The sequence below is a fragment of the Zobellella taiwanensis genome, assembly GCF_003012795.1.
GTDB lineage: Bacteria > Pseudomonadota > Gammaproteobacteria > Enterobacterales > Aeromonadaceae > Oceanimonas > Oceanimonas taiwanensis.
Genome location: NZ_PXYH01000020.1, coordinates 56,778 through 67,384 on the forward strand (window position 1 = coordinate 56,778; position 10,607 = coordinate 67,384).

The following is a 10,607-nucleotide window of genomic DNA, read 5'->3' on the forward strand; positions in this document are numbered from 1 at the left end:
CCTTAATCACAGTCAATGAGTCAGAAATTCCGCCAGACGCCGGGTCTGGGGATGATCGAGCAGGGAGGCATCGCCATATTCCACCAGGCGCCCCTGCTCCAGATAGGCGACCTTGGTCGCCACCCGGCGGGCAAAGCCGACCTCGTGGGTGACGATCACCTGGGTGATGCCGGTTTTTCCCAGTTGCAGAATAATTTCCGCCACTTCCTTGGTGATCTCCGGATCCAGTGCCGCCGTCGGCTCGTCGAACAGCAGCACCTCGGGATTCATCATCAGCGCCCGGGCGATGGCCACCCGCTGCTGCTGGCCACCGGACAGGGATCCGGGCCAGGCCTGGCGCTTGTCGGCCAGCTTGAGCTGGGCAAGCAGGTAGCCGGCTTTATCCCGGGCTTGCTCCCGGTCCATGCCCAGCACCTTGAGGGGGGCTTCCATCAGGTTCTGTTCCACCGTCAGGTGCGGCCACAGATGATACTGCTGAAATACCATGCCTACCTTGCAGCGCAGCTGTTGTGCGCGCTTCTGCAGCCTGGACGGCTGCGGGTCGGGAAAGGAAAACTGCTCACCCGCTATGGTCAGGGTGCCGGCATCCGGAATATCCAACAGGTTCAGCAGCCGCAGTAAAGAACTTTTTCCTGCACCACTGGGCCCGAGCAGCACCAATGTCTCTCCGGCATCGCATTTGAGCGAAACCTGGCTTAAAATTTCCTGACCAGCCCAGGACTTGCAAATGCCGCTGAATTCTATGCCCATGCGCTATGTTCACATCATCTGTCAGAGTGTTCGGCTGATTTTATTTTGCATTGTTGTTAATGCAAGCTAATTTTGCATCTTTATGCAAGATAAATGACTATTCCTTGATAAAAACCCGCCACGGATAGACAATATGCCCCACTCAACCACCCTCAGTCGACTGCAAAAAATGAACGAAAAGCAAGAACAACTGATCAAGGCCTTCAAGGCCCTGCTCAAGGAAGAGCGCTTCGGCTCCCAGGCCGAGATCGTCAGCGCACTGCAGGATCTGGGATTTGACAATATCAACCAGTCCAAAGTCTCCCGCATGCTGAGCAAATTCGGCGCCGTGCGTACCCGCAACGCCAAGATGGAAATGGTCTATTGCCTGCCGGTCGAACTCGGGGTTCCCACCTCCAGCAGCCAGTTGAAGAACCTGGTGCTGGACGTGGGTCACAACAGCGCCCTTATCGTGATCCACACCAGTCCCGGCGCGGCCCAGCTGATCGCCCGCATGCTCGACTCCCTGGGCAAGGCCGAAGGCATTCTCGGCACCATCGCCGGCGATGACACCATCTTCATCACCCCCACCAAGGATACCCCCATAGAGGATCTGTTCCAGAGCGTGCTGGAGCTGTTCGAGCAGTACGTCTAAATCGGGATTAGGGATTGGGGACTGGGGTACAGTCCCCGATCCCAAGTCCCCAATCCCTGCTCTCAAGTCCCCGGTTACAGCTCGCCGCTTTTAACCAGCCATTCCAGTGAGGGTGCGAAAAACGCCGAGCCGGTTTCGGCCTGGGTGAACAGCGTCAGGTGATCGAAGTGCCCCGCCCCGTCGGCCTGGAACATGCTGTCGAGCATACGGGTAAAGTGGCGCGGGGTATGGCAACAGGAAATAAACACCAGGCCCTGCTCGGCGGCCGTGCCCCAGGGCATGCTCTGGCGCAGTATCTCCAGGCTGTTGCCCGCTTCATCCTTCAGGCTGGTACGCTTGGTGTGGGCGGTGGGCGGCTTCTTGTCCGAGTCGTACTCAATGTTCTCGACCTTGGTGCGGCCGTACACATCCTCCTGGGACGGCACCGACAGCCGCTGCCATTTGGCCATATTGTGCCGGTAATGCTGCACATGGACATAGCTGCCATCGGCGAAGGGGCCTTCGGCCACCAGTGCCACCTCGGCCCTGTGCTCGCCCTGGGGATTTTCGGTACCATCGACAAAACCGGTAAAATCGCGACAGTCCAGGTAGCGGAAGCCCTGCCGCTCATACTTCAGCTCCGCCCGCCCGGCCAGCAGGGCCATCACCCGTTGCACGGCGATATAGGCCACGTCCAGGCGGTCGGCCCGCAGCTGAAAAAACAGATCGAAGGGGGTTTCGGGAGCACTGCGCTTGCCCTGCAACTGGGCCGGGAAAGGCACCAGCTCACTCGGGCGGGCCCGGGGGTAAAGCCGGTCCCAAACCCGGTCACCGACCGCCACCAGCCCGGAGAAGGCGGCGTCGGGATAGCCCTGGGTCAGTTCCCGCCACAGGGCCGGGGTTTTGGCCAGGGCCGAGCGCGCCGCCGCTTCCTGGCCAGGCAAGACATCGAACATCAGGTAATAAGCGTGAAGATTGGATTCGGCGCAAATGCCGGCTTGTGCTGTCATCGCCTGCTCTCTCGGTGATAGGGAATAGCCCAGTATAACGGGAAAATTCGGGACTCGGGACTCGGGATTATAGTCCCCAATCCCAAATCCCCGGCTCCGGCCTTCTCATGCTACGGCGCGCTGGCCCTGCCGGTTGTCGGGAAAAAAGGTCAGGGCATGGGGTGCCACGCCTACGCTGACCTGGCTCACCGCCGGCAAGGGCTCATTGATGCTCACCTCGAGCCGGAGTCCCTGGCATTCCACCAGGCAGCGGGTATGGGCGCCGAGAAACTGCTGCTCCAGCACCCGGCCGTTACCCTGCTCGGCAAGCGACAGCTGGATCTGGCGCGGGCGCAACAGCAACTGGCCAGGCGTGCCCGGTTCGGCCTGGATGGCAGCCTGGCTGGCGATGGGCCCCATGGCGGTCATCAGGGTGCGGCTGTCGAGAACAGTCGCCGGCACATAGTTGGCCAACCCCAGGAAATCGGCCACAAAGCGGCTCTCTGGATGCTGGTATAAGGTCTGGGGGCGGCCCACCTGCTCGATATGGCCGGCACGGAACAGGGCCAGCCGGTCGGAAAAGGCGAAGGCTTCTTCCTTGCTGTGGGTCACGAAGATGGCGCTGATGCCCTGATCCTTGAGCAAGCCGCGGATCTCGCCGATCAGGCGCATGCGGACCTGGGTGTCGATATTGGAAAACGGCTCGTCCAGCAGCATCAGCCGGGGCCGGCAAATCAGCGCCCGGGCGATGGCCACCCGCTGCTGCTGGCCCCCCGACAACTGGTGCGGATAGCGGTCTCCCAGCTCCGCCAGGTTGACCAGCTCCAGCGCTTCCTCCACCCGGGAGCGGATAAGGGCCTTGTCGCGCTCCTTGTTCTGCAGCCCGAAGGCCACGTTGCTGGCCACGTTCATATGGGGAAAAAGGGCATAGTCCTGGAAGATCATGCCAATATTGCGCAGCTCCGGCACGACCGCCACGTCATCGCCGTTAACCCTGTGCCCATGGATAAAGATCTCGCCCTCGGTAACCGGCAGCAGCCCGGCCACCGCCTTCAGCAGGGTGGTCTTGCCACAGCCGCTGGCGCCCAGCAGGCACATGATCTCGTTTTCGGCCACCCGGAGCGAGAGGTTGTCCAGTACCGGTTTGCCGTTGTAGCTACAGCGAATGCCGTTTACATCCAATGCCGCCATCAGTGATGCTGCTCCAGTGATCGGTTCAAGAAAATCAGCGGGACCAGGCCAACCAGCACTATCACTATGGCGGGCAGGGCCCCCCGCTCAAGCTGCTCGTCGGACACGAACTGATATACGTAGGTCGCCAGGGTCTGGAAATTGAAGGGCCGCAGCAGCAGCGCCGCCGGCAGTTCCTTCATGCACTCGATAAACACCAGCAGGGCGCCGGCCAGCATGCCCTTGCGGATCAGCGGCATGTGCACCTTCATGATCATGGCGCCGGGGCCGTAGCCCATGGTCTGGGTCACCATGTCGAGGGAGGGCGACACCTTGTTGATGCTGCTTTCCACCGCCCCCACCGCCATGGCGCCGAACCGGACCAGGTAACCAAAGGCGATGGCGGTCATGGTACCGGTAAACACCAGGCCCGGCTCGGCCAGCCCCAGCCACAGGGCCAGGTCGTTGATGGCAAAATCCAGCCCGGTGAGCGGCACCAGTACGCCAATGGCCAGCACGGTGCCGGGCAGGGCATAGCCCATGGAGGCCAGGCGCAGGGGCATGGCAGTATGGGGTTTGCCCCTCAACCTGTGGGTCATGCCCAGCAGCAGCGCCACCGCCAGCGCCACCACCGCCACCAGCGCCGACAGCCACAGGCTGTTGAAGCTGTATTCAAAGAAACGGGCATTCCAGGCCTGATCGAAATAATTGACCGCATGATAGCCGAGGATCACAAAGGGCAGCAAAAAGCCGAACAGCACCAGGCTCCAGCAGAACAGCAGGGCGCCCAGCCGGGCCGGGCCCGTCAGCCGGTAGCCGCAGGATTGTTCGTGGCCCATGTTTTTCTGGAATACCTGCTGGCGCTTGCGGCTCATCCGCTCCAGGCTGAGCAGCACCATGACCACCAGCAGCATGATGGCGGCAATTTTGGCGGCGGCGTTGAGGCTGCCGTAGCCGAGCCAGGTATCGTATACCGCCGTGGTCAGGGTATTGACCGCAAAAAACTTGACGGTACCGAAGTCGGCCAGGGTTTCCATCGCCACCAGCGACAGCCCCACGGCAATGGAGGGCCGCGCCAGGGGCAGGCTGACCCGCTTGAAGCTTTGCCAGGGCGTGCAGCCGAGCAACCGGCTGGACTGGATCAAACTGGTGGACTGTTCCAGGAAGGCGGTGCGGGCCAGCAGGTAAACATAGGGATACAACACCAGCCCCAGCACCAGGGCGGCGCCGCCCAGGCTGCGGATGGGCGGGAAATAATAATCGGCGGCGGATTGCCAGCCAAAGATATCGCGCAGCGCCAGTTGCAGGGGTCCCGAGTAATCGAGCAGGTCGGTGTAGACAAAGGCGACGATATAGGAAGGCATGGCCAGGGGCAGGATCAGCGCCCACTGCAGCCAGCGCTTGCCGGGCAGCTCGCACATGGCCATCAGCCAGGCCGCGGGCACGCCGCAGATCAGGCTGAAGCCCAGCACCAGCAGTACCAGCCAGAAGGTATTGTGGATATAGGTGGGAAGCACGGTATTCCACAGGTGACGGAAAATGTCCTCTGCGGGTAACAGCGCCTCGATAACCAGGGCCAGAATAGGCAAAGTCAGCAACAGGGCCAGGCCCCAACTGCTGACTGTCCAACCAAGTCTTTTCATTTACAACTCAAAACGGGGGCGCACCCCCGTCTTTTTACAGATCGTATTGCACTTCGTCCATCAATTGGATGGCTTCTTTTGCATGTTTTGCGACGTCGGTCAGCGGCAGGCTGTCGGCCTTGTACTCACCCCAGCTCTTCACCAGCTCGGAAGGCGCCACGCCCGGCTTGACCGGATATTCGTGGTTGAGGGAGGCGTACAGGTGCTGGGCGTCATCGCTGACCAGGTATTCCATCAGCTTGACCGCGGCATCCTTGTTCTTGGCATGCTTGGTCAGGGCCACGGCGGAAATGTTCACGTGGGTACCGCGATCCGCCTGGTTGGGGAAGTTAACCACGGCGGCCTCGGCCCAGGCGCGCTGCTCTTCGTTGTTGAGCATGGCACCATAGTAGTAGCTGTTGCCCAGGGCATAGTCGCACACGCCGTCACGGATGGCCTTGACCTGGTCCCGGTCTCCGCCCTGGGGCTTCTGGGCCAGATTGGCCTTGAGTCCCTCGAGCCACTGCTTGGTGTACTCGCTGCCGTGCTCGGCGATCATGGCGGCGGTCAGGGCCACGTTGTAGGGATGCTTGCCGCTGCGGGTACAAATCTTGCCCTTGTACTTGGGATCGGCCAGCTCTTCATAGGTCACGTCGGTCTTGCCCACCCGTTCGGCGGAGCTGTAAACCACGCGGGCGCGGGTGGTCAGGGCGAACCACTTGCCGTCCGCATCGCGGTACTGGGCGGGGATGTTCTCTTCCAGCACGGCGTTGTCCAGAGGCTGGGTCAGATCCTTGTCCACTACGTCCATCAGCCGGCTGATGTCCACGGTCAGCACCAGATCCGCCGGCGACAGGCGGCCTTCCCGCTCCAGGCGCTCGCCCAGGCCATCGGGAATATTGACCAGGTTGACCTGGATACCGGTTTCCTTGGTGAACTCGTCCACAATCGGCTTGATCAGGAAGTCCTGACGATTGGAGTAAACATTCACTTCTTCGGCAAAAGCCTGAGCGGTAAAGCTGGAGACCAGCAGAGCGGCGGCGGACAGGAAGAACTTCTTGGACATCATCCAGATTCCCTTTGGTTGAGTGAGAATAATTAACGTTTGGCAGTATACCGGGACGACGAGCGGAATCAATAACCAACCTTCATCTAAATAATAAAAATTTACATCCGCAATAAGGACACTGAATACCGCCCGGCTGTCCATGCGCCCAATCAAGGAAAACGAAAAAAGGGAGACCCGGGGGTCTCCCAAAACCAGGCTCGGCAGCCTCGTCAAGTCGTTGAAAATCAGTTCTGTTTTACGGTCACGAACTCGGGGTAGGCATCGATGCCGCAGTCGATCATGTCCATGCCGGACCTCTCTTCCTCTTCGCTGACCCGAATGCCCATCACCTGCTTGAGCAGATACCACACCAGCAGACTGGCGCAGAACACCCAGGCACCGATGACCACTATACCGGCCAGTTGGGCCCACAGGGAAGCGTCCTCGTTGGCCACCGGCACCAGCAGCAGGCCGAAGATGCCGCACACACCGTGTACCGAGATGGCGCCCACGGGGTCGTCGATACGCAGCTTGTCCAGGCTGACGATGGCGTAGACCACCAGCACACCGGCCAGCAGGCCGATACAGGCCGCCCACAGGTGGCCGGGAGACAGCGGATCGGCGGTAATGGCCACCAGGCCGGCCAGGGCGCCGTTGAGGATCATGGTCAGATCCGCCTTGCCCCAGGTCATCTTGGTCACCAGCAGGGCGCCGATGGCGCCGGCGGCGGCGGCGGCATTGGTGTTGACGAAAATCTTGGCCACGGCGGTGGCGTTTTCCACGTCGGACACCAGCAGCTGGGAACCGCCGTTGAAACCGAACCAGCCCATCCACAGGATAAAGGTGCCCAGGGTCGCCAGCGGCATGTTGGAACCGGGGATAGGGTGGATCTCGCCGTTCTTGCCGTATTTGCCCTTGCGGGCTCCCAGCAGCAGCACCCCGGCCAGGGCGGCGGCGGCACCGGCCATGTGCACTATGCCGGAGCCGGCGAAGTCACTGAAGCCCCATTCGGACAGGAAGCCGCCACCCCAGGTCCAGTAGCCTTCCAGCGGATAGATAAAGCCGGTCAGCACCACCGAAAAGGCCAGAAAAGCCCACAGCTTCATACGCTCGGCCACGGCCCCGGAGACGATGGACATGGCGGTCGCCACAAACACCACCTGGAAGAAGAAATCCGACTCCAGGGCGTGATCCGCGCCCTCTGAGGGGCTGCCAATCAGGCCGCCCAGGCTCGGCAGCCAGCCGCCTTCGGCGTTGTCCACATACATGATGTGGTAGCCCACCAGCAGGTACATGGTACAGGCGATGGCGAACAGCAGTATATTCTTGGTCAGGATCTCGGTGGTGTTCTTGGCCCTCACCAGGCCCGCCTCCAGCATGGCGAACCCGGCCGCCATCCACATCACCAGCACACCGGATATCAGAAAGTAAAAGGTATCCAGGGCGAATTTCATTTCGGTCAGTACATCCATGGTGCTTTCCCTCGCTTAAATCGCTTCCACATCGCGCTCGCCGGTGCGGATCCGCACGGTTTGCAGCAGGTCAAATACAAAAATCTTGCCGTCGCCGATCTTGCCGGTATAGGCGGTCTCCGAGATGGCCTCGATCACCCGCTCCACCTGATCGGACTGGGTGGCGATTTCCAGCTTGATTTTGGGCAGGAAATCCACGGTATACTCGGCCCCCCGATACAACTCGGTATGCCCCTTCTGACGGCCGAATCCCTTCACTTCCGACACCGTCATGCCGTCGATGCCCACCTCGGCCAGGGCCGAGCGCACATCGTCGAGTTTGAACGGTTTGATAATGGCGCAGATCATTTTCATGGCTAACTCCCGTGTTTTAAGCCTGAGACAGTTAGCTATAAACAAGCTTTGTGCCAACTTTTTATTTCTTTAAATTCAATGACTTGAATATAGAAAGGTGGTAATGACCGGGGGTGGGATGTTATGGTGGTGCAGACTTTGAGCATCAGGCACCAAGATGGTGCAGAGGAAAGCCCCATGCTGGACATCTCTGCCCGGGTTCGGATCCCGGAACAGGAACTGGAATTCCTGACCATGCGCGCAGGCGGCCCCGGCGGCCAGCACGTCAACAAGACCGACTCGGCGGTGCAACTGCGCTTTGATTACGCCAGCAGCCCCAGCCTGCCCGACAACTACAAGCAGGCACTGGCGGCGATGAGGGATCACCGTATCCTGCCCAGCGGCATGATATTGATCAGAGTGGAAAGCGAACGCAGCCAGCTGATGAACAAGGAAGCCGCCAGGGCCGCCCTGGTGGCACTGTTGCAGCAGGCGGGCCGCCCCATCAAGGTGCGCCGGGCGACCAAACCCAGCAAGGCGGCAAAGACCAAGCGCACCGACAGCAAAACCCACAGGGGAAAAATCAAGAGCGGACGGGGGAAGGTCAAGCTGTAAGCGGGAAGCCTGATGCGGGAAGCTGATAGCTTCAAGCCTGAATAAACGCCCGCCATTGCTCCAGCACCCGGGCCAGATCGTCCAGGCCGCAGCCGGCAAACAGCTCGTCATCGTAGTAGGCCATACCCTCTTCCAGTTCATCGCCGGAAAAGGCCAGGGTATGGGCGGCAAGTTCGGCCTCATCCTTACCCAGCAACAGGGTGAACTCGGCGTAGACCTTACGATATTCTTCCCGCAGGCCGCCTTCCAGCTCGGCGATCACCCCAAGCAGCGCATCGGCTTCGGCCGGGCTCACCTCGTCGGTCAGCCACTGGCCGAAGGCCTCGTGGCCCATGGAACAACGTGCGCGGCAGGCTCCGTTCAAATCCCGGAAAAACTCAAAGTCCATCAGTGAATACCCGTAAAAAAGAACGCTATTCTACCCGCCTGCGCGCGGAGCGAACAGACGGGAGCCGTCCTTGCAGGGCACGCCACACTTTGAGGCCGGTTACCCAGAATGGCCGCAGGATCAAGGTACTCATCCGCTGATAGCGCAGGTTGTCTTTCTCTCCCACGCCGAACGCCAGCGGCTCAGGGCGGGAAGTGGTCACATAGAGGGTACCGAACATCCAGTCCCAGATTGACAGGTTGGTGCCAAAGTTGTGATTGAAATGACGCGGATCCCGGCTGTGATGGATCTGGTGCTGGGCCGGGCTGTTGATCAGGTGTTCGATCACCGGGCCGAACGACAACCAGACATGGGTATGGCGCAAGTTAGCCGCGAGCGAGTTGAACAGCAGCGTCATATAACTCACGCCGAACAGGGTGTATTTGCTCACCTTGCCACCGCTCAAGTAGAAGAACAGGCCGGCAAACAGCGCCAGCGCCGTGCCCTTGCACAGCTTCTCGGCCAGCTTCTCCACGATATGAATGCGGCTGGCCGTGGGCGGCACCATGACGGTGGCAGAATGGTGCACCTTGTGAAATTCCCACAGCCAGCGGCCGTGGAAGGCCCTGTGCACCCAGTAATGTACAAGGTCGGCAACCAGGAAGGCGCCCAGTCCATAGCCCAGCATCAGACCGGCCCCCTCCCCCCGCCAGGGCCGCTCGCCCCACCATTGAGAGAGTCCGGCAGTGACCTCTGCCGAATGGAGCAGGTAAGGATCCAGCCAAACCAGCAAGGGCGCCACCACAGCCACATGCAGCAGCGCCCTGACGAAATAGTACTGATAGTCAAGACGGGCGGAAGCATGCCACCAAACGCGCCTGCCGCCCAGATAGCTCCAGAAAGTGCCCGCCTGCGTATATCCCCGGCGCCGGTGCCAGTGGAACACCCCATAGGCCACCAGCCCGGAGATCCCCAGAAAGAGGATCCCCATACGCCCATTCAGATCGAACAAACCAATAAACTTGTGCCAGACGGGCAACCAGATCTGGCTGTGGAGGATGTCGGCCAGCACTGCTATTTGTTCCATACCACTTATCGTCCATCGAAAAAATGCCGCCATGGCACCACGCGGACGAAATTCCAAAGGAAAATCACTATCAATTCCATTTCCATACAGGCACACCTGTACCCCATAAAAAAACCGGCCCTGAGGCCGGTTTTTGTACGAATGGCGTTTGGTTACACCGCTTGCTGGAAGATCAGGGTATCGGCCTTCTCCACGTAGCTGTCCAGCTTGTCGAAGTTCAGGTAGCGGTAGGTGTCCGCCGCCGTGGCGTTCAGCTCCTTGGCGTATTCCTGGTATTCCGCCACCGTCGGCAGCTTGCCGTGGATCGCCGCCACCGCCGCCAGCTCGGCGGACGCCAGGTAGACGTTGGCGCCCTTGCCCAGCCGGTTGGGGAAGTTACGGGTGGAGGTGGACACCACTGTGCTGTTGTCCGCCACCCGCGCCTGGTTACCCATACACAGGGAGCAGCCCGGGATCTCAATGCGGGCACCGACCCGGCCAAAGATACCGTAGTAGCCTTCGGCGGTGAGCTGATCCTTGTCCATCTTGGTGGGCGGGGCCA

The 10,607-nt window shown here is 60.5% G+C and carries 12 protein-coding genes; 2 read left to right on the forward strand and 10 right to left on the reverse strand.

The genetic code is table 11. From position 1 onward, the window contains the following. Positions 1-12: 12 nt before the first annotated feature. Positions 13-750: an ATP-binding cassette domain-containing protein gene (locus C7I36_RS13515; protein WP_106454228.1), complete on the reverse strand. Its 738-nt coding sequence runs from the start codon at positions 748-750 to the stop codon at positions 13-15. A gap of 133 nt (positions 751-883) precedes the next feature. Here C7I36_RS13515 and argR point away from each other — a divergent pair, with 133 nt between their 5' ends. Then, the gene (gene argR / locus C7I36_RS13520; RefSeq protein WP_219899657.1) at positions 884-1,384 is read left to right on the forward strand and encodes a transcriptional regulator ArgR; all 501 of its coding nucleotides are present in this window, start codon (positions 884-886) and stop codon (positions 1,382-1,384) included. Positions 1,385-1,458: 74 nt separating this feature from the next. Here argR and C7I36_RS13525 read toward each other — a convergent pair whose 3' ends face one another. From C7I36_RS13525 to C7I36_RS13550, 6 genes are all read right to left on the reverse strand, one after another. Continuing rightward, a complete protein-coding gene (locus C7I36_RS13525) occupies positions 1,459-2,373 on the reverse strand; it encodes a Dyp-type peroxidase (protein ID WP_106454229.1) in 915 nt (304 codons plus the stop codon). A gap of 105 nt (positions 2,374-2,478) precedes the next feature. Further along, positions 2,479-3,543, reverse strand: coding sequence for an ABC transporter ATP-binding protein (locus C7I36_RS13530; protein ID WP_106454230.1), 1,065 nt, complete (start codon positions 3,541-3,543; stop codon positions 2,479-2,481). Continuing rightward, positions 3,543-5,165, reverse strand: coding sequence for an ABC transporter permease (locus C7I36_RS13535; protein ID WP_106454231.1), 1,623 nt, complete (start codon positions 5,163-5,165; stop codon positions 3,543-3,545). The genes C7I36_RS13530 and C7I36_RS13535 overlap by 1 nt, the downstream gene beginning before the upstream one ends. Positions 5,166-5,199: 34 nt before the next feature. After that, entirely contained in the window at positions 5,200-6,213 is a 1,014-nt protein-coding gene (locus C7I36_RS13540; protein WP_425445050.1) for a Fe(3+) ABC transporter substrate-binding protein, read from the reverse strand. Between the two features lie 224 nt (positions 6,214-6,437). Next, positions 6,438-7,664 (reverse strand): ammonium transporter, encoded by a 1,227-nt coding sequence (locus C7I36_RS13545; RefSeq protein ID WP_106454232.1) that lies wholly within the window; start codon positions 7,662-7,664, stop codon positions 6,438-6,440. Positions 7,665-7,679: 15 nt separating this feature from the next. Next, on the reverse strand, positions 7,680-8,018 hold the full coding sequence (locus C7I36_RS13550; protein WP_094040211.1) for a P-II family nitrogen regulator: 339 nt from the start codon (positions 8,016-8,018) through the stop codon (positions 7,680-7,682). A 177-nt stretch (positions 8,019-8,195) separates the two neighbouring features. Here C7I36_RS13550 and arfB point away from each other — a divergent pair, with 177 nt between their 5' ends. Beyond that, the gene (arfB, locus tag C7I36_RS13555) at positions 8,196-8,612 is read left to right on the forward strand and encodes an alternative ribosome rescue aminoacyl-tRNA hydrolase ArfB (RefSeq protein ID WP_106454238.1); all 417 of its coding nucleotides are present in this window, start codon (positions 8,196-8,198) and stop codon (positions 8,610-8,612) included. A 31-nt stretch (positions 8,613-8,643) separates the two neighbouring features. On the opposite strand, the gene C7I36_RS13560 is transcribed toward arfB, so the two are convergent. The 3 genes from C7I36_RS13560 to C7I36_RS13570 all read right to left on the reverse strand — a co-directional run. After that, positions 8,644-9,000 carry a YacL family protein gene (locus C7I36_RS13560; RefSeq protein ID WP_106454233.1) on the reverse strand — a complete coding sequence of 119 codons (357 nt, stop codon included), beginning with the start codon at positions 8,998-9,000 and terminating at the stop codon, positions 8,644-8,646. A gap of 25 nt (positions 9,001-9,025) precedes the next feature. Continuing rightward, on the reverse strand, positions 9,026-10,066 hold the full coding sequence (locus C7I36_RS13565) for a sterol desaturase family protein (protein ID WP_106454234.1): 1,041 nt from the start codon (positions 10,064-10,066) through the stop codon (positions 9,026-9,028). A gap of 152 nt (positions 10,067-10,218) precedes the next feature. Beyond that, on the reverse strand, positions 10,219-10,607 hold a 389-nt coding region (locus tag C7I36_RS13570), incomplete at its 5' end, for an aconitase family protein (protein ID WP_245880120.1).

Excerpts from the sequence above, each read along its gene's own strand:
- C7I36_RS13540 (WP_425445050.1), bottom strand. The coding sequence starts at position 6,213 with ATGATGTCCAAGAAGTTCTTCCTGTCCGCCGCCGCTCTGCTGGTCTCC.
- C7I36_RS13550 (WP_094040211.1), bottom strand. The coding sequence starts at position 8,018 with ATGAAAATGATCTGCGCCATTATCAAACCGTTCAAACTCGACGATGTG.
- C7I36_RS13525 (WP_106454229.1), bottom strand. The coding sequence starts at position 2,373 with ATGACAGCACAAGCCGGCATTTGCGCCGAATCCAATCTTCACGCTTAT.
- C7I36_RS13565 (WP_106454234.1), bottom strand. The coding sequence starts at position 10,066 with ATGGAACAAATAGCAGTGCTGGCCGACATCCTCCACAGCCAGATCTGG.
- C7I36_RS13535 (WP_106454231.1), bottom strand. The coding sequence starts at position 5,165 with ATGAAAAGACTTGGTTGGACAGTCAGCAGTTGGGGCCTGGCCCTGTTG.
- arfB (WP_106454238.1), top strand. The coding sequence starts at position 8,196 with ATGCTGGACATCTCTGCCCGGGTTCGGATCCCGGAACAGGAACTGGAA.
- C7I36_RS13530 (WP_106454230.1), bottom strand. The coding sequence starts at position 3,543 with ATGGCGGCATTGGATGTAAACGGCATTCGCTGTAGCTACAACGGCAAA.
- C7I36_RS13545 (WP_106454232.1), bottom strand. The coding sequence starts at position 7,664 with ATGGATGTACTGACCGAAATGAAATTCGCCCTGGATACCTTTTACTTT.
- argR (WP_219899657.1), top strand. The coding sequence starts at position 884 with ATGCCCCACTCAACCACCCTCAGTCGACTGCAAAAAATGAACGAAAAG.
- C7I36_RS13515 (WP_106454228.1), bottom strand. The coding sequence starts at position 750 with ATGGGCATAGAATTCAGCGGCATTTGCAAGTCCTGGGCTGGTCAGGAA.
- C7I36_RS13560 (WP_106454233.1), bottom strand. The coding sequence starts at position 9,000 with ATGGACTTTGAGTTTTTCCGGGATTTGAACGGAGCCTGCCGCGCACGT.